We start from the raw sequence: 23,451 nt of genomic DNA, 5'->3' as shown, positions 1-23,451 counted from the left end.
CGACTTGCTCGCGATGATCGTCAACGATAACGCGCTTCGCCTGATACTGCGCAGCGCCCTCAGGTTCATCGCGGGCAAGTCGAATCGTCGCACCGCCGCTCCCACATTGATCGGGTTGCTACTGAGTTTCAGTGCCCACGCCTTCGACCTGCAACAACTCAGCGACCAACTGGCCAAACCTTCCGTAATCCACGGCAATTTCATCCAGGAAAAACACCTGCGCGCCCTGCCCCAGCCCTTGGTCAGCAAAGGCACGTTCGTACTCGCCAAAGACCACGGCCTGTTGTGGCTGCTGAAAACCCCGCTGCAACAAGACTACCGCATCAGCGCCCAAGGCATCGCTCGGCGTGACGCCAATGGCTGGCAATTGCTGCCGAACAAGAGCGCCGCCGCCGAGCAGAATCGCCTGTTCCTCGCCGTACTCCAGGGCGACAGCAGTGGCTTGCAGCGCGATTTCGACTTGCAGCTGCAAGGCGAAGCCCAGCAGTGGAAGCTGACGCTGGTGCCACGCTCGCTGCTGCTCAAGCAGGTATTCACCCAGATCAATATCGACGGCGGCGAGCTGGTGCAAAAAATCGAACTGCTCGAAACCCAGGGCGACAGCACCGTGCTGCGCATGCAGGACAGCACGGCCGGCCAACCGTTGAGCGAATCGGAGCAACACGACTTTGCCCAGTGAGCGCTGGCTGCCGCGCCTGTTCCTGATCCTGCTGGTGGCGGTATTGGCCCTGGCCGGCTGGCAATGGCGCCATGGCGCGCCGTTGTCGGCCAACCTGATGGAACTGGTGCCGGGCAGCACGCCGGATGCACTGGAACTCAAGGCCGAACAGCGCATGCAGGAGCCACTGAACCGCGAAATGCTGGTGCTGGTGGGGCATGCCGACCGGCAAAAAGCCGTGGACGTCGCCCAGCAGCTGGGTGATCGCTGGCAAGCCAGCGGGCTGTTTGAAAAAGTGCAGTGGAACCTGCAAGCCGACTTGGCCGCCCTGCGTGAACAATTGCTGCGCGGTCGGCTGGCAATGCTCTCGGCCAAGGACCGCGAGCAATTGATCGAACAGCCCGACGCGTTCATTCAGCAGCGCGTGCAAGCACTGTTCGACCCTTTTACCGGGTTCAGCCTGGTGCCGAGCCAGGACGACTGGCTGGGCCTCACGGGGCGCATCCAGAACAGCCAGCCGCAGCACGGTTCGGTGCAGCTGGATATCGGCAGCGGCGCATTGATTGCCGATGCCGACGGCAAAAGTTGGGTGCTGATGCGTGCGCGCACTACCGGCAATGCCTTTGACATGAAACTGCCGCTGCAAGTGGCGGATCTGCTCCAGGCCAGTCGCGAACAGGCCAGCGAGCAAGGCGCGCAACTGCTCGCCGCCAGCGGCCTGCTTTACGCCGCCAACGGGCAGCAACAGGCCACGCGGGAAATCACCTGGGTGGGCGGCGGCGCCACGTTGGGCATCCTGTTGTTGCTGTTGCTGGCGTTCCGGCGCTGGCGCGTGTTGCTGGCGTTTGTGCCAGTGCTGGTGGGCATGCTGTTTGGCGCGGTGGCCTGTGTGGCGCTGTTCGGCCATATGCATGTGATGACCCTGGTGCTGGGCTCCAGCCTGATCGGCGTGGCGGTGGATTACCCGCTGCACTACCTGTCCAAAAGCTGGAGCTTGCAACCGTGGCGCAGCTGGCCGGCCTTGCGCCTGACCTTGCCGGGGCTGAGCCTGAGCCTGGCGACCAGTTGCATTGGCTACCTGGCGCTGGCCTGGACGCCGTTCCCGGCGCTGACGCAAATCGCGGTGTTCTCCGCCGCCGGTTTAGTCGGTGCTTACCTGTCGGCGGTGTGCCTGCTACCGGCGCTGCTAAAGGGCGTCGAACTGCGCCCGGCTCAGTGGCCGCTGCGGGTTGCCGAATGCCTGTGGCTATTGCGCGCCGCGTTGCTCAAGCGCGTGCCCAGCCCGGTGCTGCTGGCGCTGTTGCTGCTGTTTTGCGCGGGCGGCCTGTGGCACTTGAACAGTAAAAACGATATCCGCCAATGGATCGGCGCCCCGCCGCAATTGCTGCAAGAAGCACAGGCCGTGGCGCGTATCACCGGGTTTCAGCCCACCAGCCAGTTTTTCCTGGTGCGCGCCGACAACCAGCAGCAGTTGCTGGAACGCCAGGCCGCCTTGGGCGAACGCCTGGATCAGTTGGTGAACATGGGCAAGCTGCAAGGCTACCTGGCGCTCAACCAGCTTGTGAGCCTGCCGGCTGAGCAGCAACAACTGCGTGCTGCGCTGAACAACCTCGCGCAGCACTGGCAGCCATTGCTGGACCTGGGCGTGCCGGCCAGCGCACTGCAAGCCGAAGTCACGCAACTGCAAGCGCTGCCCACCGAAGACATCGACGCCGCGCTGGTTGGCCCATTGGCTGAGCCTTGGCGCACCTTGTGGCTGGGGCCAGTGGACGGCGGCGTAGCGGCGATGGTCAGCCTGCAAGGCCTGAACAACCCGGCGCTGTTGCGCGTGCAGGCCATGGATTTACCGGGCGTGCAACTGGTCGACCGTCTGGGCGATTTGAACCGAGTGTTTGCCGACACGCAGATCAGCGCGGCTGAATTGAAGTTGATGTCGTGTGTGCTGATCGTGCTGTTGCTGATTTTGCCATTCGGTTTTGGCGGCGCGTTGCGTATTGTCGCCCTGCCGTTGCTCGCCGCCTTGTGCAGCCTCGCCAGCCTCGGTTGGCTGGGCCAGCCGCTGACCCTGTTCAGCCTGTTCGGCCTGCTGTTGGTCACCGCCATCAGCGTCGACTATGCGATCTTGATGCGCGAGCAGATCGGCGGCGCGGCCGTGAGTCTTTTAGGTACGCTGCTGGCGGCGCTGACGACCTGGTTGTCGTTTGGCCTGTTGGCAGTCTCGAGTACACCCGCCGTGAGTAATTTCGGCCTGTCGGTCAGCCTTGGCCTGGCGTTCAGCTTTATGCTGGCGCCTTGGGCCGGGCATCAGAAGCACGCCTTATGAATGAGTTAATCGCCAAAGTGGCAAGGAGCCCTCGTGCCCACAGTTGAAATGGAACGTCGCCAGGTGGTGGTGATCGGTGCCGGGCCATCCGGCGCTATCGCCGCCACGCTGTTAAAGCGCAACGGGCATGATGTATTGATTATCGAGCGCGAGCATTTCCCGCGTTTCTCGATTGGCGAAAGCCTGCTGTCGCACTGCATCGACTTTATCGAAGAAGCCGGCATGCTCGACGCCGTACAGGCCGCGGGTTTCCAGGTAAAAACCGGCGCGGCGTTCGCCTGGGGCGAGCGCTACAGTGCGTTTGATTTCGGTGACACCTTCAGCAACGGCAAGCCCACCACCTTCCAGGTGCAACGCGGCGAGTTCGACAAGTTGCTGGCTGATCAGGCAGCACTGCAAGGCGTAGAGATTCGCTACGGCGAAAGCATCGTCGGCGTGGATTTCGCCGGCGAAAGCCGCTACCTGCACGTGCGTCGCGAGAATGGCAGCGAGTATCACCTCAAGGCCAAATTCGTGCTCGATGCCAGCGGCTACGGCCGTGTGTTGTCGCGCCTGCTGGACCTGGAAGCGCCGTCGAATTTCCCGGTGCGCCAGGCGGTGTTTACCCACGTTGAAGATCACATCACACACCCAGGTTTTGATCGCAGCAAAATCCTCGTCACCACTCACCCGACCCAGCGCGATATCTGGTTCTGGACCATCCCGTTCAGTAATGGCCGCTGCTCGGTAGGCGTGGTCGCTGCGAAAGAACACTTTGAGGGCCGCGACAGCGATCTCGATGCTTGCCTGCGCGGCTTTATCGCTGAGACGCCAAGCCTCGCCGGTGTGCTTCAACACGCCGTGTGGGATACGCCTGCGCGCACCCTCGCCGGCTATTCGGCCAACGTCAAAACCCTGCATGGTCCGGGTTTTGCGCTACTGGGCAATGCGGCGGAATTCCTCGACCCGGTGTTCTCTTCGGGCGTGACCATCGCCATGCGCTCGGCGAGCATGGCGGCGGGTTTGCTCAGTCGCCAACTCAAGGGCGAAACCGTCGACTGGCAAACCGAGTTTGCCGAGCCGCTGAAACGTGGGGTCGACACCTTCCGTTGCTATGTCGAAGGCTGGTATGCAGGCACCTTCCAGGACGTGATTTTTCACCCAGGCAGCTCACCCGAGATTCGCCGGATGATCAGCTCGATCCTCGCCGGTTACGCCTGGGATGAGCGCAACCCGTTTGTCAGCGAGCCCAAGCGGCGCCTGCGGATGCTGTCGGAAATTTGCGCGGATGAGCCAGTATGAGTAGCCAATACCTGAGTAAAAACTACGTCGAAGAAACCCGGTTCGGCTTCTGGTTCCTGCGCAGCCACACCTGGCAGCACCACGTCTTGCGCGTGGCGATCAACGACCTGCGCAGCTTGTTCACCGACCCGCTGCCGGTGGCGCCGGTGCTGCTGGACGCCGGTTGCGGCCAGGGCAAGTCGTTCCAGTATTTGCAGCAGGTGTTCGCGCCACAGCGCTTGATCGGCCTGGATGCCGACCCGCACAGCCTTGAGCTGAGCCAGGCGGAAGCCAAGCGCCAAGGCTTGGCCATTGAGCTGATCGGCAGCGACTGCGCCACGCTGCAGGTGCCGGACGCAAGCGTCGATATCCTGTTCTGCCACCAGACCTTCCACCATCTGGTTGAACAGCATCGCGCCTTAAAAGAGTTCTATCGCGTGCTCAAACCGGGCGGCTATCTGCTGTTTGCCGAGTCCACCGAAGCCTACATCGACACTTGGGTGATTCGCTGGCTGTTCCGCCACCCGATGCATGTGCAGAAGAGCGCTGAAGAATACCTGGAGATGTTGCGCGAGCAGGGTTTTGAGTTCGGCCCGCAGAACGTTTCGTACCCGTATTTGTGGTGGAGCCGCTCCAGCGATTTCGGCCTGCTGGAACGCTGGGGCCTGCGCAGCCCACCACCGGTTGGCCAGCGCGAAGAAACTCTGGTCAACTGCGTGGCGCGTAAACCTTTAGCGAGCGCCGAAACATGATCCGCATGCTGCTGATGGGTTGCCTGTTGCTGCTGAGCGCCTGCGTCAGCCAGCCGCCGCTGCCCGAAAAAACCCCGGCCCTGGCCCTGCCAATGCAACTGCACGTGCAGCGCCGCGCCGACGGCCAAACCCAGGATTGGCTGCTGGTAATCCAGCGCGAAGGCGCGGCCATTCGCTGGTCGATGATGGACCCGCTGGGCATTCCCCAGGCCCGGCAAAAGCTGATCAATGGCCAGTGGCAGGCCGACGGCTTGCTGCCACCCAATCCGCAGGCGCGTGAGCTGTTTGCGGCGCTGTTGTTTGCGCTGACCTCGGCCGATGACGTGCCCACACTGTACCCGCGTGCCCAGGCGATGGACCTGACGCGCACGCTGCCGGGGCATTGGCAGATCGTCTATCAGTCCTCCGAGGTGTTCAGCGTGAACATGGCGGGCCAGCCGTTGAGCTACCGCATTACCCCACTGGGGGCGACGCGATGACGGCTTACCTGAATGCCCTGGGCGTGATCTGCGCCCTGGGCCGCGGCCAGGCTGAAGTCAGCCGCAGCCTGTTTGCCGGCGATTGTTCCGGTATGCGCGCCGAAAGCGGTTGGGTGCCAGAGCGCGTGCTGCCGGTGGGCGGTGTGCGCAGCGAGCTGGTGGCAATCCCGGCCGAGCTATACCCGCAACGCAGCCGTAATAACCAGTTGCTGCTGGAAGCGGCCTTGCAGATCGAAAGCGAGCTGCGCCAGGCGATCCACACCTACGGCGCTTCGCGGGTTGGCATTGTGCTGGGCACCAGCACTTCGGGCATCGATGAAGCCAGTCGCGGCATCGCGCATTACCTGCGTGAGCAACAGTTCCCAGGCGACTATGACTACCAGCAACAGGAACTCAGCGCACCAGCAAATTTTCTCGCCGATTGGTTGCACGTCAGCGGCCCGGCCTATGTGATTTCTACTGCTTGCACTTCCAGCGCCCGTGCGTTGATGAGCGCCCAGCGCCTGCTCGACCTGGGTGTATGTGATGCGGTGGTCTGCGGCGGCGTCGACAGTTTGTGCAAGCTGACGCTGAACGGCTTTACCTCGCTGGAAGCGGTCGCCAGCGAGCGTTGCAATCCGTTTTCGGTGCACCGCAACGGCATCAATATCGGCGAAGCGGCAGTGCTGTTTCTGATGACTAAAACGCCTGCGCCGATTGCCTTGCTCGGCAGCGGCGCCAGTTGCGATGCGCACCATATCTCCGCGCCCGAGCCCACCGGCAAAGGTGCGTTGCTGGCGATGCGCAAGGCGCTGACCAGTGCCAAACTTGAACCGGAACACATCGGTTACCTGAACCTGCACGGCACCGCCACGCAGCACAACGACGCCATGGAAAGCCTGGCCGTCGCCAGCCTGTTTCCTCAAGGCGTAGCGTGTTCGTCGACCAAGCCCATGAGCGGCCACACCCTCGGTGCCGCAGGCGCGCTGGAAGCGGCGTTCTGCTGGTTGAGCCTGATGCATGACCGTGTGCCGCCGCATGTGTGGGACGGCCAAGCCGATCCGGCGCTGCCCGCGCTGCAGTGGGCACAGACCGGCGACACCTTGAAAAAACGCTGCCTGATGAGCAACTCGTTTGCTTTCGGCGGCAATAACGTCAGCCTGATAATCGCGGAGGCCCCATGATCGATTGGCCACTCGCCGAGCTGCTGCCCCATGCGGGTGACATGATCCTGATCGACCAGGTGCTGTCGTTCGATGAAGAGCAGGTTCACACCCGCGCCACCGTCAAGCCCGGAGGCCTGCTCAACCGGCCGGACGGCAGCCTGCCAGCCTGGGTCGGCATTGAGCTGATGGCGCAAAGCGTCGCCGCCTATGCCGGTTGCCGCGCGCGCCAGAACGGCGAGGCAGTGGAACTGGGTTTCCTGCTCGGCACGCGCAAATTTGAATGCAACGTGGAGCACTTCCCGGCCGGTGCCGAGCTGCGCATCCACGGCCTGCGCTCGCTGGAAGACGACAACGGCATGGGTGTGTTCGAATGCCACCTCACCGGCGACGGTATCCAGGCCAGCGCACGCTTGAACGTATTTCGACCGCCCCAGGCGGCCAACTATTTAGAAGAACCGAAGGACGCAACGCCATGACTGAATCCGTACTGGTCACCGGCTCCAGCCGTGGCATCGGCCGCGCCATTGCCCTGCGCCTGGCCCAGGCCGGGCATGACATCGTGCTGCATTGCCGCATTGGCCGCGCTGAAGCGGACGCGGTAAAAGTCGAGATCGAGGCAGTGGGTCGCAAGGCACGGGTGCTGCAATTTGATGTGGCGGATCGCGCCAGCTGCAAGCAAATCCTTGAGGCCGACGTGGAGCAGCATGGCGCCTATTACGGCGTGGTGCTCAACGCCGGCCTGACCCGTGACGGTGCGTTCCCGGCGTTGTCGGAAGACGATTGGGATGTGGTAATGCGCACCAATCTGGATGGTTTCTACAACGTGCTGCACCCGGTGATGATGCCGATGATTCGTCGTCGCGCGGCTGGCCGTATCGTCTGTATCACCTCGGTTTCCGGTTTGATCGGCAACCGTGGCCAGGTCAACTACAGCGCCTCCAAAGCCGGTTTGATCGGCGCAGCCAAGGCGCTGGCGATTGAACTGGGCAAGCGCAAGATCACCGTCAACTGCGTGGCACCCGGGTTGATCGACACGGCGATGCTGGATGAAAACGTGCCGGTTGAAGAGCTGATGAAGATGATCCCGGCGCAACGCATGGGCACCCCGGAAGAAGTCGCCGGTGCGGTGAACTTCCTGATGTCGGCCGAAGCCGGCTATATCACGCGCCAAGTGCTGGCCGTGAATGGGGGCTTGTGCTGATGAAACGCGTCGTCGTCACCGGCATGGCCGGCATGACCTCCCTGGGCAGCGATTGGGACACCATCGCCGCCAACTTTCGCGCCAACCGCAGCGGTATTCGGCGCATGGATGAGTGGGACCGTTTTACCGAATTGAACACGCGCCTGGCCGGGCCTATCGATGATTTCGTCGTGCCTGCGCACTGGACGCGCAAGCAACTGCGCAGCATGGGCCGCGTCTCACGCCTGGCGGTGTGGGCGGCGGAGCAAGCGTTGCAGGATGCCGGCTTGCTGGGAGACGAATCCATCAAGGACGGGCGCATGGGCGTGGCCTGTGGTTCGTCCACCGGCAGCACCGATGAGATCAAGGCATTCGGCAATATGCTGCTGAACTCGGTGGCCGAGGGGCTGAATGCCAACTCCTATGTGCGCATGATGCCGCACACCACGGCGGCAAATATCAGCATCTTCTTTGGCCTCACCGGGCGGCTGATCCCAACCTCCAGCGCCTGCACCAGCGGCAGCCAGGGCATCGGCTACGCCTACGAGGCGATCAAGTTCGGCCGCTTGCCGTTGATGCTTGCCGGCGGCGCCGAAGAGCTGTGCCCCACCGAAGCCATGGTGTTCGACGCGCTGTACGCCACCAGCCTTAAAAACGATGCGCCACAGACCAGCCCACGCCCTTACGACAGCGGCCGCGACGGCCTGGTGATCGGCGAAGGCGGCGGCATGTTGGTACTCGAAGAACTGGAACACGCCCTGGCGCGCGGTGCGCATATCCACGCCGAACTGGTGGGCTTCGGCAGCAACGCCGACGGCCAGCACACCACGCGCCCGGAGCAGAAAACCATGCGCCGTGCCATGGAGCTGGCGCTGGAAGATGCCGGGCTTGAGCCATCCGCCATCGGCTACGTCAACGACCATGGCACCGCCACCGACCAAGGCGACATCGCCGAGACGCTGGCCACCAGCAGCCTGTTCGGCAGCCGCATGCCGATCAGTTCGCAGAAGAGCTTCCTGGGCCACACCTTGGGCGCGTGCGGCGCGTTGGAATCGTGGTTCAGCATCGAAATGATGAACCGCGACCAGTATGTGCACACCTTCAACCTGGACGCCGTCGACCCGCAATGCGGCGAGCTGGATTACCTGCAAGGTGGGTTTCGCGAAATGCACAACGACTACGTGATGAACAACAACTTTGCCTTTGGCGGCGTCAACACTTCGTTGATCTTTCGCCGCTGGTGCTGATTTTTAATTGATTGGAGAAAACGGAATGTCTTCCTTGCTACGCGCCACGCTGATCACTCTGGCTCTGCTGACCACCGCCGGTTGCACCAACAAACCCGTGCTCAACACCCAGCACGATTTGCCCGCCACGGCCCAGCTCAGCGAAGAGAAAATCAAACAGGTGATCGTCGCGGCCTTGCAAAAACGCGAGTGGACCGTGCAACGCCTGAGCCCGCAACTGGTGCAGGCCGAAATCACTGTGCGTAACCAATTCCACGCCGAAATCGATATCCGTTATACCCGCACCAGCTACGCCATCACTTACCGTGACAGCCGCGACCTGGGCTACAAGGACGGCAAGATCCATCGCAACTACAACCGCTGGGTGAGCATGCTGGATCGCGACATCATGGCGGGCTTGCAGAGTGCGGGTATGAATGGCGTGGATGCTTTGAAACAGAACTGAGGCTTTGCGTTCTGCAGAAACGACAAAGGGCGCCTTTCGGCGCCCTCTTCACAAACAGGTTGGCTTGTCATCGCCGCTTCCTGCCCGGCTCTGCGATGGCTGGTTACCCAGGATCCTCAGAGTCTCACAAGCCCCTTTCGGGAACCCGGCCAGTATGCCTGAAAACAGGTCGCCTGCAATCGGTGGCAAAGCGCCGCCTGTTCTTCATTCTCTCCAGCGCAACCCCAGCGCACTGCGCACCGCCACTTTTATCGCTAAAAACTGGTCACTGGTGAGCTCCGCGATTTTGTAAGTTCGTTTGCCATGACGGTCCTTGCTTTTGATTCTATCCAGTCGTCCCAGGCTTACGGTCGCCACTATGTCGCACTTCGCCCAGCAAACGGGATGTGCACCTTGAAGATGGCTGTCGAGCTGCAGGTGGTGCTCCAGCAGGGTTTGAGGTGCGGTCGTGCTCAGGGGCACTACGGTAACCAATAATTTATTGGTGCGATGCTTGCGTATCACAATGACGGGTCGAATCTTGATGATCTCCGGAACCTCATAGCCTCGAAAATCACAAATCAACACGCTGCCCTCCTTGGGCTGGTAAAGAAGTGCCATCCATTTCACTCGCTTTGAAAAGAGCGATTCTGCGCAACTTTCTCGCGAATAACTAAGCCGGTTGCGTTACCTGATATGTGAGGCTGCCTACACCACTGCCTGGCGCGTCAGCAGCTCCACAAAGGCCTTGGCCATTGGCGTTTGCGCGCCCTTGCGTTGTACCAGCCACACCGCCGTCACGGCCTCCCGATCGAGCAAGGTGCGATAGACCACGCCATCAATGCGGATGCGCTGGTAAGACGCCGGCAGCACCGACACCCCCAGCCCCGCCGCCACCAGGCCGATGATGGTCATCGCCTCCCCGGCTTCCTGGGCGAAGTGCGGGCTGAAGCCGGCATCGCGGGCCAGGTTGAGCAGTTGAGCGTAGAGGCCGCTGCCGTAGGTGCGCGGGAAAAATACAAACGGCTCCTCGGCCAGTTGCGCCAGGTGCAGGCCGCGCTCGCTGCCTTCCACCAACGGATGGCCAGCATTCAATACCGCAACCAAAGGCTCGCGCATCAACTCGATTACGCTCAGAGAATCCGGCAACGGCAGCGGGCGCATCAAGCCCACCTGAATCGACTCATCCACCAGCGACTCGGCCACCTCGGTGCTGCTCATTTCCTGCAAATTCAGGTGCACCGCCGGGAAGGCTTTACGAAACGCAAAGATCGCCTGTGGAATGCTGGAGTTGAATGGCGCCGACGAGGTGAAGCCGATCTTCAATTCGCCCAGCTCCCCCAATTGCGCGCGGCGGGCCACGTCGGCGGCTTTATCCACCTGCGCCAGCACCAAGCGTGCCTCTTGCAGGAACAACCGGCCGGCCTCGCTCAGCTCAACCCGACGATTGGTACGCTCAAACAAGCGTGCGCCGACTTCCTGTTCCAGCGCCTGGATCTGCTGGCTCAACGGCGGTTGCGAGATGCCCAGCACCTGCGCGGCGCGGCCAAAATGCAGCTCTTCGGCGACGGCAATGAAGTACCGCAAGTGACGCAATTCCATGCAAGCCTCATTAGGTCGTAAAAGCTCTTAAACAGGTCGAACAATATATTGGAAAGAATCATTAGGCAGCTATATTCTTTTCCGTATTGCCAGTCCTGGCAGGCTTTTCCTCCCCGAGGTCCCCGTGAAATCTGCTGTCGCGCCATTCGCTCAAGAAGTCCCGCCCACCGCTTTGGATGAGGTGGTCGCTCAGCTCAATGACGAGTACATCGAAAAAGGCACGCCGATGTTCATGCGCACAGTGCTGGCGCTGTTCTCCGGCGGGTTTGCGACCTTTGCCCTGCTGTACTGCGTGCAGCCGATGATGCCGGCGCTGTCCCACGAGTTTTCCATCAATGCGGCGCAAAGCAGCCTGATCCTCTCCGTCGCTACGGCGATGCTGGCGCTGGGCCTGCTGATCACCGGGCCGATTTCCGACCGTTTGGGGCGCAAGCCGGTGATGGTTGCTGCATTGTTCTGTGCCGCGCTGGCGACCATCGCCAGCGGCTTGATGCCGACCTGGGAAGGCATTCTGCTGATGCGTGCGCTGGTGGGCCTGTCGTTAAGCGGCTTGGCCGCCGTGGCGATGACGTACCTGAGCGAAGAGATTCACCCCCAGCACATCGGCCTGGCCATGGGCCTGTACATCGGCGGTAACGCGATTGGCGGCATGAGCGGGCGCCTGATCATTGGCGTGTTGATCGATTTTGTCAGTTGGCACACCGCAATGCTGATCATCGGCGCCCTGGCGCTGATCGCCGCCACGGTGTTCTGGAAAATCCTCCCCGAATCGCGCAACTTCCGCGCCAGCAGCCTCAAGCCGCGCAACCTGGTGGACGGTTTTGTCATGCACTTCAAGGACGCGGGCCTGCCGTGGTTGTTCCTCGAAGCCTTCCTGTTGATGGGCGCGTTCGTGACGATGTTCAACTACATCGGCTATCGCCTGTTGGCCTCACCCTACGAGCTGAGCCAGGCGGTGGTCGGCCTGTTGTCGCTGGTGTACCTGTCGGGCATCTACAGCTCGGCGAAAATCGGCTCCCTGGCCGATCGCCTCGGCCGCCGCCGCGTGCTGTGGGGCACCATCGTTTTGATGTTGTCAGGGATGCTGCTGACCCTGTTCACGCCGCTGTGGCTGGTGGTGCCGGGCATGCTGATCTTCACCTTCGGCTTCTTCGGCGCGCATTCGGTGGCCAGCAGCTGGATTGGGCGGCGCGCAGTGAAGGCCAAAGGGCAGGCGTCGTCGCTGTACCTGTTCTGTTACTACGTGGGGTCGAGTATCGCGGGGACGGCGGGCGGGTTCTTCTGGCACTTTGCCGGGTGGAACGGGATTGGCGGGTTTATCGTGGCGTTGCTGATGGGTGCGCTGCTGGTGGCGCTGAAGCTGGCGAAGTTGCCGCCGCTCGGGCACGTAAAAGCCTGACGCAGTCATGCTTTTAATGTGGGAGCTGGCTTGCCTGCGATAGCACTGCTATCGCAGCGGTGCGACGATTCGACAAGCCCGCTCCCACATTTGGTTTGCGTTTTATTCGTGGTATTGCGCCGACAGCTCATGCACTGCGCGCAAGAACGCGCCAGCGTGCTCGGGGTTCACTTCCGGGGTGATGCCATGGCCGAGGTTGAACACGTGCCCGCTGCCCTTGCCATAGCTGGCCAGGATGCGGCCGACTTCGGTACGGATCGCTTCCGGTTTGGCGTAGAGCACGGTTGGGTCCATGTTGCCTTGCAGCGCCACCTGGTTGCCGACGCGACGGCGGGCTTCGCCGAGGTCGCAGGTCCAGTCCAGGCCCAGTGCATCGGCGCCCGCATCAGCAATGCTTTCCAGCCACAGGCCGCCGCCTTTGGTGAACATGATCACCGGCACTTTGCGACCTTCGTGTTCGCGGATCAGGCCGCTGACGATTTTGCGCATGTAGGCCAGGGAGAACTCCTGGTACGCCGCCGACGACAGGTTGCCGCCCCAGGTGTCGAAGATCTGCACTGCTTGCGCGCCGGCCATGATCTGGCCGTTGAGGTAGCTGGTGACCGACTGCGCCAGCTTGTCCAGCAACAGGTGCATGGCTTGCGGGTTGTCGTAGAGCATGGCCTTGGTCTTGCGGAAGTCTTTCGACGAGCCACCTTCGACCATGTAAGTGGCGAGGGTCCACGGGCTGCCGGAGAAGCCGATCAGCGGCACGCGGCCGTTAAGCTCGCGGCGGATGGTGCTCACAGCGTCCATCACGTAGCCGAGGTCTTTGTGCGGATCCGGGATCGGCAGGGCTTCGATGTCGGCCAGGGTGCTGACGACTTTCTTGAAACGCGGGCCTTCGCCGGTTTCGAAATACAGGCCTTGGCCCATGGCGTCAGGGATGGTGAGGATGTCGGAGAAGAGGATGGCCGCGTCCAGTTGTGGGTAGCGGTCCAGCGGCTGCATGGTGACTTCGCAGGCGAACTCCGGGTTCATGCACAGGCTCATGAAGTCGCCGGCATTGGCGCGACTGGCGCGGTATTCCGGCAGGTAGCGACCGGCTTGACGCATCATCCACACGGGCGTGACGTCTACGGGTTGCTTGAGCAGGGCACGAAGGAAACGGTCGTTCTTGAGGGCAGTCATGTCGGCATCCGCAAAAAAAGTGCGGGCATTTTCTCAGAGCGCGACGCAAAAGGCACGGAGTGAGCCGTGCCTTTTGTCTATCGGGTCAATTTGTCGCAATGACTGGCGTCGCAAACCCCACTGTGGAATGGGGTTTGTGTGGGAGCTGGCTTGCCTGCGATGGCGGTGGTGAATTCATTATCGCTATCGCAGGCAAGCCAGCTCCCACATTTTGATCCCGTTTCAACCCGGGATTGGCCTCAGACCTGCAGGTAATCCAGGATGCCTTCGGCGGCGTTGCGGCCTTCGAAGATCGCGGTAACTACCAGGTCAGAGCCGCGCACCATGTCGCCACCGGCGAAGATTTTCGGGTTGCTGGTCTGGTGCTTGTATTGGCCTTGTTCCGGGGCGACGACGCGGCCCTGGCTGTCGGTCTGGATTTCGAACTGCTCGAACCAAGGTGCCGGGCTTGGGCGGAAACCGAAGGCGATCACCACGGCATCAGCCGGGATGATTTCTTCGGAACCCGGGATCGGCTCAGGGCTGCGACGGCCACGGGCGTCCGGCTCGCCGAGACGGGTCTCGACCACCTTCACACCTTCAACACGGTCTTCACCAACGATGGCGATCGGCTGGCGGTTGTAGAGGAATTTCACGCCTTCTTCCTTGGCGTTCTTCACCTCTTTGCGCGAACCGGGCATGTTGGCTTCGTCACGGCGATAAGCACAGGTCACCGACTTGGCACCCTGGCGGATCGAGGTGCGGTTGCAGTCCATCGCGGTGTCACCACCGCCCAGTACCACGACCTTCTTGCCTTTCATGTCGACGAAATCTTCCGGCGACTTTTCAAAGCCCAGGTTGCGGTTGACGTTGGCGATCAGGAAGTCGAGCGCGTCATACACGCCCGGCAGGTCCTCACCGGCAAAGCCGCCCTTCATGTAGGTGTAGGTGCCCATGCCCATGAACACGGCATCGTATTCGGCGAGCAGTTGCTCCATGGTGATGTCTTTGCCGATTTCGGTATTGAGACGGAACTCGATACCCATGCCGGTGAAGACTTCACGACGATGGCTCAGTACGGTTTTTTCCAGCTTGAACTCGGGAATACCGAAGGTCAGCAGGCCACCGATTTCCGGGTTCTTGTCGAACACCACCGGGGTCACGCCACCACGCACCAGTACGTCGGCGCAGCCCAGGCCCGCCGGGCCTGCACCGATGATCGCAACGCGTTTGCCGGTCGGCTTGACCTTGGACATGTCCGGGCGCCAGCCCATAGCAAACGCGGTGTCGGTGATGTACTTCTCCACCGAACCGATGGTCACCGCGCCAAAACCATCGTTAAGGGTGCAGGCACCCTCGCACAGACGGTCCTGGGGACAAACCCTGCCGCAGACTTCCGGCAGGGTGTTGGTCTGGTGCGACAGCTCGGCGGCGGCGAGGATGTTGCCCTCGGCCACCAGCTTGAGCCAGTTGGGAATGAAGTTGTGCACCGGGCACTTCCATTCGCAATACGGGTTACCGCAACCCAGGCAGCGGTGGGCCTGGTCGGCCGAGTGCTGGGGTTTGAAGGGCTCGTAGATTTCCACGAACTCTTTCTTGCGTTGACGCAACAGTTTCTTCTTCGGATCTTTGCGCCCGACATCGATGAACTGGAAGTCGTTATTCAGACGTTCAGCCATGTTAAAACCTCATCAAACTCTTCAGGCGCATATCACTGCGGGTTGGCACGGATGCTGGAAAGCAACGATTTCAGGTTGGCAGCCTTGGGCTTGACCAGCCAGAAACGACGCAGGTAGTCATCGAGGTTTTCAGCGAGGTTACGACCCCATTCGCTGTTGGTTTCCTCGACATATTCGTCCAGCACATGCTGCAAGTGGTTGCGATAGGACTCCATGGCTTCGCCGCTGATCCGCTGGATCTCGACCAACTCGTGGTTGACCTTGTCGACGAAGGTGTTGTCCTGGTCGAGCACGTAGGCGAAACCGCCGGTCATGCCCGAACCGAAGTTGTAACCGGTCTTGCCCAGTACCGCGACAAAGCCACCGGTCATGTACTCGCAGCAGTGATCGCCAGTGCCTTCCACCACGGTGTGGGCACCGGAGTTACGCACGGCAAAACGCTCACCGGCAGTACCTGCGGCAAACAGCTTGCCACCGGTGGCACCGTACAAGCAGGTGTTGCCGATGATGGCACTGTCCTGGGTCTTGTAGATGCTGCCTTTAGGCGGAACGATCACCAGCTTGCCGCCGGTCATGCCCTTGCCCACGTAGTCGTTGGCGTCGCCTTCGAGGTACATGTGCAGGCCGCCGGCGTTCCACACACCAAAGCTCTGGCCGGCAGTGCCGTTGAAGCGGAAGGTGATTGGCGCTTTCGCCATGCCTTGGTTGCCGTGCTTGCGCGCGATTTCGCCGGAGATGCGTGCGCCGATCGAACGGTCGCAGTTGCAGATATCCAGGGCAAAGTCGCCACCGCTGGCGTCGTTGATCGAGGAACTGGCCATTTCGACCATCTTCTCGGCCAGCAGGCCTTTGTCGAACGGCGGGTTGCGGTCCACCTGGCAGAATTGTGGCTTGTCTGCCGGGATGTGATCGCTGCCCAGCAGCGGCGTCAGGTCCAGGTGCTGTTGCTTGGCGGTCTGGCCTTCGAGGATGTCGAGCAAGTCGGTACGACCGATCAGCTCTTCCAGCGAACGCACGCCCAGCTTGGCCAGCCACTCACGGGTCTCTTCGGCGACGTAGGTGAAGAAATTCACCACCATGTCGACGGTGCCGATGTAGTGATCCTTGCGCAGCTTCTCGTTCTGAGTGGCGACGCCGGTGGCGCAGTTGTTCAGGTGGCAGATGCGCAGGTATTTGCAGCCCAGGGCGATCATGGGCGCGGTGCCGAAGCCGAAGCTTTCGGCGCCGAGAATCGCAGCCTTGATCACGTCGAGGCCGGTTTTCAGGCCGCCATCGGTCTGCACCCGCACCTTACCGCGCAGGTCGTTGCCGCGCAGAGTCTGGTGGGTTTCAGCCAGGCCGAGTTCCCAGGGTGCGCCAGCGTACTTGATCGAGGTCAGCGGCGAAGCGCCGGTGCCGCCGTCATAGCCGGAAATGGTGATCAGGTCGGCATAGGCCTTGGCCACACCGGCGGCAATGGTGCCTACGCCGGCTTCTGCCACGAGCTTCACCGAGACCAGCGCCTGCGGGTTGACTTGTTTCAAGTCGAAAATCAGCTGCGACAAGTCTTCAATCGAATAGATGTCGTGGTGCGGCGGCGGCGAAATCAGGGTGACGCCGGGCACTGCGTAACGCAGCTTGGCGATCAAACCGTTGACCTTGCCGCCTGGCAGCTGGCCGCCTTCACCGGGCTTGGCGCCCTGGGCGACTTTGATCTGCAGCACTTCGGCGTTAACCAGGTATTCCGGCGTTACACCGAAACGACCAGTCGCCACTTGCTTGATTTTCGAGCTCTTGATGGTGCCGTAGCGCGCCGGGTCTTCGCCGCCTTCGCCGGAGTTGGAACGCGCACCCAGGCGGTTCATGGCTTCGGCCAGGGCTTCGTGGGCCTCGGGCGACAAGGCGCCCAAAGAGATACCGGCGGAGTCGAAGCGCTTGAGGATCGATTCCAGCGGTTCGATTTCGCTGATGGCCAGCGGCGTGTCCAGGATCTTCACCTTGAACAAATCGCGGATCATCGACACCGGGCGGTTATCCACCAGCGCGGTGTATTCCTTGAACTTGGCGTAGTCGCCCTGCTGCACAGCGGCTTGCAGGGTGTTGACCACGTCCGGGTTGTAGGCGTGGTATTCGCCACCGTGTACGAACTTCAGCAGGCCGCCTTGCTGGATCGGCTTGCGCGCGCTCCAGGCTTCGGCTGCCAGGGCTTTCTGTTCGGCCTCGATGTCGACGAAACGTGCGCCCTTGATACGGCTTGGCACGCCACGGAAGCTCAGTTCGCAAACCTCTTCGGACAGGCCGATGGCTTCGAATAGCTGTGCACCACGGTAAGACGTGACGGTGGAGATGCCCATCTTCGACAGGATCTTCAGCAAGCCCTTGGTGATGCCCTTACGGTAGTTCTTGAACACCTCATAGAGGTCGCCCAGCACTTCACCGGTACGGATCAAATCACCCAGCACTTCGTAGGCCAGGAACGGGTAAACCGCCGAGGCGCCGAAGCCGATCAACACTGCGAAGTGATGCGGGTCGCGGGCAGTAGCCGTTTCCACGAGGATGTTGGAGTCGCAACGCAGGCCTTTTTCGGTCAGGCGGTGATGCACCGCGCCGGTGGCCAAGGAGGCGTGGATCGGCAGCTTGCCTGGCGCGATGTGGCGGTCGGTCAGCACGATCTGGGTACGACCGGCGCGCACGGCTTCTTCGGCCTGGTCGGCGACGTTACGCACAGCGGCTTCAAGGCCGAGGCTCTCGTCGTAGTTCAGGTCGATGATCTGGCGGTCGAAACCTGGACGCTCCAGGGTCATCAACGAGCGCCATTTGGCCGGGGAAATGACCGGCGAGCTGAGGATCACGCGGGAGGCGTGCTCAGGCGATTCCTGGAAGATGTTGCGCTCGGCACCGAGGCACACTTCCAACGACATCACGATGGCTTCGCGCAGCGGGTCGATCGGCGGGTTGGTGACCTGCGCGAACTGCTGGCGGAAATAGTCGTACGGCGTACGCACGCGCTGGGACAGCACCGCCATTGGCGTGTCATCGCCCATGGAGCCGACCGCCTCATAGCCTTGCTCGCCAAGCGGACGCAGCACTTGGTCGCGCTCTTCGAACGTGACCTGGTACATCTTCATGTACTGCTTGAGTTGATCGACGTCATAGAAAGCCGAACCGTGGTCGTTGTCTTCCATGGTCGCCTGGATGCGCAGGGCGTTCTTGCGCAGCCATTGCTTGTACGGATGACGCGACTTCAAGCGGTTGTCGATGGCGTCGGTGTCGAGGATCTGCCCGGTTTCGGTGTCCACGGCCAGGATCTGGCCTGGGCCTACACGGCCTTTGGCGATCACGTCTTCAGGCTTGTAGTCCCACACGCCGATTTCCGACGCCAGGGTGATGAAGCCGTTGGTGGTGGTGACCCAGCGCGCCGGGCGCAGACCGTTACGGTCGAGCAGGCACACCGCATAGCGGCCGTCGGTCATGACCACGCCAGCCGGACCGTCCCACGGCTCCATGTGCATCGAGTTGTACTCGTAGAATGCACGCAGGTCCGGGTCCATGGTCTCGACGTTCTGCCACGCAGGCGGAATGATCATGCGCACGCCACGGAACAGGTCGATGCCGCCGGTGACCATCAGTTCGAGCATGTTGTCCATGCTGGAGGAGTCGGAACCCACGCGGTTAACCAGCGGGCCGAGTTCTTCGAGGTCCATCAAATCGTTGGCGAACTTGGTGCGACGGGCCACGGCCCAGTTGCGGTTGCCGGTGATGGTGTTGATCTCGCCGTTGTGGGCGAGGAAGCGGAATGGCTGAGCCAGCGGCCATTTCGGCAGGGTGTTGGTGGAAAAGCGCTGGTGGAACACGCAGATCGCGGTTTGCAGGCGCTCATCGCTCAGGTCCGGATAAAAGGCGGTCAAGTCCGCCGGCATCATCAGGCCTTTATAAATGATGGTCTTGTGCGAAAAGCTGCAGATGTAGTGGTCGGTGTCCGCGGCGTTGGAGACCGACGAACGACGACGCGAGGTGAACAGCTTGATCGCCATGTCCTGATCGCTGAGGCCATCGCCTGCGATGAACACTTGCTCGATCTGCGGCAGGCGCTCCAGGGCCAGGCGGCCGAGCACGCTGGTGTCGATCGGCACTTTGCGCCAGCCAACCAGTTGCAGGCCGGCGGCGACGATTTCGCGGTTCATGTTCTCGCGAGCAGCTTGGGCTTTCACCGGGTCCTGGTTGAAAAACACCATGCCCACGGCGTACTGCTTGGGCAGGTCGACCGCAAATTGCTCTTTTGCGACAGCGCGCAGGAACTGGTCGGGCTTTTGAATCAGCAAGCCGCAACCGTCACCGGTCTTGCCGTCGGCGTTGATCCCACCGCGGTGGGTCATGCAGGTCAGGGCCTCGATGGCCGTTTGCAAAAGGGTATGACTGGGCTCGCCCTGCATGTGGGCTATCAGGCCGAAACCGCAGTTATCCTTGAATTCATCGGGTTGGTACAGACCTGCTTTCATAGACACTTTCTCACCAGGCTGCCTCTTATACCGAGGCAAATTTCTTTTCAATTCAACCGGTTACCTTCCACGCCGAACGTACGCCGGCTTAGCGGGGGCAAAAGGGAGGTCATTGTACACACCGACACGAACGCTCACAAATTTAGCGACGAAATGTCGCAAATCTATGTCGCATTTATGAAAGGTTTAAAGCGATATGCTGTGCTAGTCAAAACTTTTTTAATTCTGACCGCTACGACTCAAAAGCTACGTGACGCAGACACCACAAAGCGCGCGGCCTGGAGGGGCAGCACGCACTTGCGGATTTTTTTGAGGTGCCGGGAGAGGCGGCCTGGGTAAGGCCGCCGAATCTTCAGCGAGTTGTTGCGAGTTCTTGTTGAACGCTGGCAACAGTGCGAGGCCAAGGTTTACCAGCCTGGACCTTCGCTGGCAAGGTTTTGATCGCAGAATCAGCTGCGGCACGGCTTGGGAAGCTGCCGTAAGTGATCACGAAGAGAGGCTTGCCGTTGAGCACTTTCTTGAAATAACGGTACTGGCCGCCCTGCTCTTTCACGAACGCCTGGGCGTTGGCTTCGGAGCTGGTGCCCAGGATCTGCACGACGAAATTACCCGTTGGCTGGCTGGTGTACCAGCTGCTGCCGACGGCGGCAGGCGCAGCGGCCTTGGCAACAGCGACAGGTTTTTCAGCCGGCTTGGCGGCAGGTGCCGGCTTGGCCGCTGGCGCAGGCGCGACAGGCTTGGCAACCGGAACAGGCTTGGCAGTGGCAACGGTCGGCGCTGGCGTCGGCTTGGCAACTGGAGCGGCTGCCGGGCCAGCCGGAACGCCGGCAGGCGGTGCGGTGGTGGTTACGGTTGGCGGCGTGGCGCTGGAGCCTTCCACCGGCACACCGTCGTCACCTTCGGAGATACCACCGGCGGCTTCAGCGAGCGGGCCGCGCATGACCGGCTGGCCGACCATCGGCAGGTTGGTCGGTTGGCCGGAGTTGGCGAATTCGACATTTGGCGTGGGTTTGCCCAGTGGCAACTGCGCCTGTTCGGTTGGCGCACCGGCGGTGGCGGGGGCCTTGCTGCGACCTGGGATCAACCAGGCAGCGGCGACAGCGACCACGACAACGGCAGAAATCGCCAATACGTGCTTCTTAGGCATAGTAAACCCCATCTTTGGACGCTTCACCGCAGAGCGGCTGGCAATCATGGCTTCGATCAAGGCATCGCGGGCAACCTGGTTGATGGTGCCAGGCCAGCCGTCGGAGCTTTCGTGAATATCAGAGATCTGATTTGCCGTGAAAAGTTCGATACCGGCACCGGCGCCTTCGAGGCGTTGAGCCAGGTACTCGCGGGTTTCTTCCTCTTCGTACGGCTGCAGTTCGATGACGTGGAACAGCTCCTGCTCGCCGCTGATCTGCTCCAGATCGGCAATCAACGAAGACTCACCGAACAGGAATACGTGCGGGCGCCCTTCCGGTGTGCCCGCCGCCAGCGCCAGCAGCGCTTCCAGGGCGGATTCGTCAAGCTGCTCGGCGTCGTCCACCAGCAGATAGACTTCCTGGCCGGTCAGGCCCAACTGCACAACCTGCTTGAGGATCGCATTCGGCTCGGCATTGGCAACGTTCAGCGCCTGGGCAACCTGGCGCAGTACGCCGGCCGCATCACCGGCACCACGGGCCGACACCACCACGCTCTGTACCGATTGCTTGTTGGTGCTGGCAACAAGCGCCTGGCGCAGCAGGGTCTTGCCGCTGCCCAACGGGCCGGTCACTACCAGCAGCAGTTGGCTGTAGCGCGCCAGGTGGTGCAACTGACCGAGCACCGGCTTGCGCTGGGCAGGGAAGAATTTGAAGCCAGGCACCCGTGGAGCAAAAGGGTCGTGGCTTAACTGGTAGTGGCCGAGGAACGCCTCGTCGGCATGCAAACTAGTCATCGGGATCTTATTAACCTTTAAGCTGGGCCAGGGCGCGGTAATCCGCTCCCAGCGTGGCCTGTAAAATCTCTTTCGGATAATCGTCGGTCACTACCGCTTCGCCCATATGGCGCAGCAGCACCAGTCGCAGGCGACCGTCGATCACTTTCTTGTCGATTGCCATGTGTTCGAGGAAATCCGCCTCGGTCATCTCTTGCGGCGGAATAACCGGCAAGCCGGCGCGCTGGAACAGCTGGATGCCGCGATCACGCTCCTGGGCGCTGATCCAGCCCAGACGTTGCGACATTTCCAGCGCCATTACCGTGCCAGCCGCTACGGCTTCCCCATGCAACCACACACCATAGCCCATGTGCGTTTCGATCGCATGGCCGAAAGTGTGGCCCAGGTTCAGGGTGGCGCGCACGCCGGACTCTCGCTCGTCGGCGTTCACCACCAGCGCCTTGGCGGCGCAGGAGCGGGAAATCGCTTCGGTGAGTGCAACCTGGTCCAGGGCACGCAGGGCGTCCATGTGTTCTTCGAGCCAGGTCAGGAACGGCTCGTCACAAATCAGCCCGTACTTGATGACCTCTGCCAGACCGGCCGACAGCTCGCGCGGCGGCAAGGTGTTGAGGGTCGCGGTGTCGATCAGCACGGCTTGTGGTTGGTAGAACGCACCCACCATGTTCTTGCCCAGCGGGTGGTTGATGCCGGTCTTGCCGCCCACCGACGAATCGACCTGGGACAACAAGGTGGTCGGCACCTGGATAAAGTCCACGCCGCGCTGGTAGCAGGCTGCGGCAAAGCCGGCCATGTCGCCGATCACGCCGCCGCCCAAGGCCACCACCGTGGTACGCCGGTCATGCCGTGCAGTCAGCAGGCCATCAAAGATCAGTTGCAGGGTTTCCCAGTTCTTGTGAGCCTCGCCGTCAGGCAGGATCACCGAAATCACCGAGTAGGCCGCAAGGCTGCGGCTCAGACGCTCAAGATACAGCGGCGCGACCGTTTCATTGGAGATGATCGCCACTTGCCGCCCGGCAATGTGCGGTGCGAGCAACTCGGGCAGGTCCAACAAACCTTCGCCAATATGGATTGGGTAGCTGCGCTCGCCTAGATCGACCTTAAGTGTCTGCATGTGTCCCCGCGTGAAGAAATATGTACGATCGGCAACGCTCGGATTTTCGTCGCCTGATGGCTCTGCGCCATACCCCGAAGGGTGATAGCACGCCGCCGAGAATAGCGCATTTCGGGCCTGGCTTTAACGGGGTGGCAACTGCTGCAAACGCTCAAGAATGTCGAGAACCACCATTCGAGGCGGCCGCTCATCGGTTTCGACCACCAGATCGGCGATTTCCCGATACAGCGGATCGCGCAGCGTAAGCAAGTCCCGCAAGGTTTTTGCCGGGTCTGCCGTGCGCAACAATGGGCGGTTGCGGTCGCGCGCGGTACGCCCCACCTGCTGCTCGACCGACGCATGCAAGTAAACCACACGACCGCCGGCATGCAGCGCACGGCGGTTCTCATCGCGCATCACTGCACCGCCGCCGGTAGCCAATACCACGCCATCGCAGCCACACAGCTCGGCAATCATCGCCTGCTCGCGGTCGCGAAAGCCCAGTTCGCCTTCCTTATCGAAGATCCATGGGATATTGGCACCCGTGCGCAATTCAATTTCCTTGTCGGAATCTTTGAACGGCAGGCGCAGCTCTTTGGCCAGCAAACGGCCGATGGTGCTTTTTCCAGCCCCCATCGGTCCTACAAGAATCAAATTTCGCACAG

The 23,451-nt window shown here is 61.5% G+C and carries 19 protein-coding genes; 11 read left to right on the top strand and 8 right to left on the bottom strand.

Features of this window, described 5'->3' with window-relative positions:
• Positions 1-13: 13 nt before the first annotated feature.
• From P5706_RS01955 to P5706_RS01910, 10 genes are read left to right on the top strand one after another with little or no spacing between them, the layout of a single operon-like run.
• The gene (locus P5706_RS01955; protein ID WP_285682636.1) at positions 14-679 is read left to right on the top strand and encodes a LolA family protein; all 666 of its coding nucleotides are present in this window, start codon (positions 14-16) and stop codon (positions 677-679) included.
• Positions 669-2,981, top strand: a complete 2,313-nt coding sequence (locus tag P5706_RS01950) for an MMPL family transporter (protein ID WP_285678430.1) — start codon at positions 669-671, stop codon at positions 2,979-2,981. The genes P5706_RS01955 and P5706_RS01950 overlap by 11 nt, the downstream gene beginning before the upstream one ends.
• Positions 2,982-3,014: 33 nt before the next feature.
• Positions 3,015-4,262, top strand: a complete 1,248-nt coding sequence (locus P5706_RS01945; protein WP_285678429.1) for an NAD(P)/FAD-dependent oxidoreductase — start codon at positions 3,015-3,017, stop codon at positions 4,260-4,262.
• Positions 4,259-4,993 (top strand): class I SAM-dependent methyltransferase, encoded by a 735-nt coding sequence (locus P5706_RS01940; RefSeq protein ID WP_065930745.1) that lies wholly within the window; start codon positions 4,259-4,261, stop codon positions 4,991-4,993. The genes P5706_RS01945 and P5706_RS01940 overlap by 4 nt, the downstream gene beginning before the upstream one ends.
• The gene (locus P5706_RS01935) at positions 4,990-5,472 is read left to right on the top strand and encodes a hypothetical protein (RefSeq protein ID WP_285678428.1); all 483 of its coding nucleotides are present in this window, start codon (positions 4,990-4,992) and stop codon (positions 5,470-5,472) included. The genes P5706_RS01940 and P5706_RS01935 overlap by 4 nt, the downstream gene beginning before the upstream one ends.
• Positions 5,469-6,635 (top strand): beta-ketoacyl-[acyl-carrier-protein] synthase family protein, encoded by a 1,167-nt coding sequence (locus P5706_RS01930; protein WP_285678427.1) that lies wholly within the window; start codon positions 5,469-5,471, stop codon positions 6,633-6,635. Before P5706_RS01935 ends, P5706_RS01930 begins: the two co-directional genes overlap by 4 nt.
• Positions 6,632-7,093, top strand: coding sequence for a hotdog family protein (locus tag P5706_RS01925; protein ID WP_285678426.1), 462 nt, complete (start codon positions 6,632-6,634; stop codon positions 7,091-7,093). Before P5706_RS01930 ends, P5706_RS01925 begins: the two co-directional genes overlap by 4 nt.
• On the top strand, positions 7,090-7,818 hold the full coding sequence (gene fabG, locus P5706_RS01920; protein WP_285678425.1) for a 3-oxoacyl-ACP reductase FabG: 729 nt from the start codon (positions 7,090-7,092) through the stop codon (positions 7,816-7,818). Before P5706_RS01925 ends, fabG begins: the two co-directional genes overlap by 4 nt.
• Entirely contained in the window at positions 7,818-9,044 is a 1,227-nt protein-coding gene (locus tag P5706_RS01915; protein ID WP_285678424.1) for a beta-ketoacyl-ACP synthase, read from the top strand. The genes fabG and P5706_RS01915 overlap by 1 nt, the downstream gene beginning before the upstream one ends.
• Positions 9,045-9,069: 25 nt before the next feature.
• Positions 9,070-9,489, top strand: a complete 420-nt coding sequence (locus tag P5706_RS01910; RefSeq protein ID WP_200431717.1) for a hypothetical protein — start codon at positions 9,070-9,072, stop codon at positions 9,487-9,489.
• Positions 9,490-9,693: 204 nt separating this feature from the next.
• Here the strand turns inward: P5706_RS01910 and P5706_RS01905 are convergent, their stop codons facing one another.
• Positions 9,694-10,089 carry a type II toxin-antitoxin system PemK/MazF family toxin gene (locus P5706_RS01905; protein WP_138817195.1) on the bottom strand — a complete coding sequence of 132 codons (396 nt, stop codon included), beginning with the start codon at positions 10,087-10,089 and terminating at the stop codon, positions 9,694-9,696.
• An 87-nt stretch (positions 10,090-10,176) separates the two neighbouring features.
• Entirely contained in the window at positions 10,177-11,070 is an 894-nt protein-coding gene (locus tag P5706_RS01900) for a LysR family transcriptional regulator (protein ID WP_285678423.1), read from the bottom strand.
• A 172-nt stretch (positions 11,071-11,242) separates the two neighbouring features.
• Between P5706_RS01900 and P5706_RS01895 the strand changes: the two genes are divergently transcribed.
• Entirely contained in the window at positions 11,243-12,469 is a 1,227-nt protein-coding gene (locus P5706_RS01895; protein ID WP_207160945.1) for an MFS transporter, read from the top strand.
• A 102-nt stretch (positions 12,470-12,571) separates the two neighbouring features.
• Here P5706_RS01895 and hemE read toward each other — a convergent pair whose 3' ends face one another.
• The 6 genes from hemE to aroK form a co-directional block, all read right to left on the bottom strand.
• Positions 12,572-13,639, bottom strand: a complete 1,068-nt coding sequence (gene hemE / locus P5706_RS01890; protein WP_034117349.1) for a uroporphyrinogen decarboxylase — start codon at positions 13,637-13,639, stop codon at positions 12,572-12,574.
• A gap of 239 nt (positions 13,640-13,878) precedes the next feature.
• Positions 13,879-15,297 carry a glutamate synthase small subunit GltD family protein gene (locus tag P5706_RS01885; RefSeq protein ID WP_003187920.1) on the bottom strand — a complete coding sequence of 473 codons (1,419 nt, stop codon included), beginning with the start codon at positions 15,295-15,297 and terminating at the stop codon, positions 13,879-13,881.
• A 32-nt stretch (positions 15,298-15,329) separates the two neighbouring features.
• On the bottom strand, positions 15,330-19,775 hold the full coding sequence (gene gltB / locus P5706_RS01880) for a glutamate synthase large subunit (RefSeq protein ID WP_285678422.1): 4,446 nt from the start codon (positions 19,773-19,775) through the stop codon (positions 15,330-15,332).
• A 352-nt stretch (positions 19,776-20,127) separates the two neighbouring features.
• The gene (locus P5706_RS01875; protein WP_285678421.1) at positions 20,128-21,696 is read right to left on the bottom strand and encodes an AAA family ATPase; all 1,569 of its coding nucleotides are present in this window, start codon (positions 21,694-21,696) and stop codon (positions 20,128-20,130) included.
• Between the two features lie 10 nt (positions 21,697-21,706).
• On the bottom strand, positions 21,707-22,807 hold the full coding sequence (gene aroB / locus P5706_RS01870) for a 3-dehydroquinate synthase (RefSeq protein WP_138817200.1): 1,101 nt from the start codon (positions 22,805-22,807) through the stop codon (positions 21,707-21,709).
• Between the two features lie 123 nt (positions 22,808-22,930).
• Positions 22,931-23,449, bottom strand: a complete 519-nt coding sequence (gene aroK, locus P5706_RS01865; protein WP_017138567.1) for a shikimate kinase AroK — start codon at positions 23,447-23,449, stop codon at positions 22,931-22,933.
• Positions 23,450-23,451 lie beyond the last annotated feature (2 nt).

Source organism: Pseudomonas sp. ChxA (assembly GCF_030263855.1).
Lineage (GTDB): Bacteria > Pseudomonadota > Gammaproteobacteria > Pseudomonadales > Pseudomonadaceae > Aquipseudomonas > Aquipseudomonas fluorescens_CB.
The sequence above is the reverse complement of the archived record's forward strand: the minus strand, read 5'-3'. Positions and strand labels throughout refer to the sequence as shown.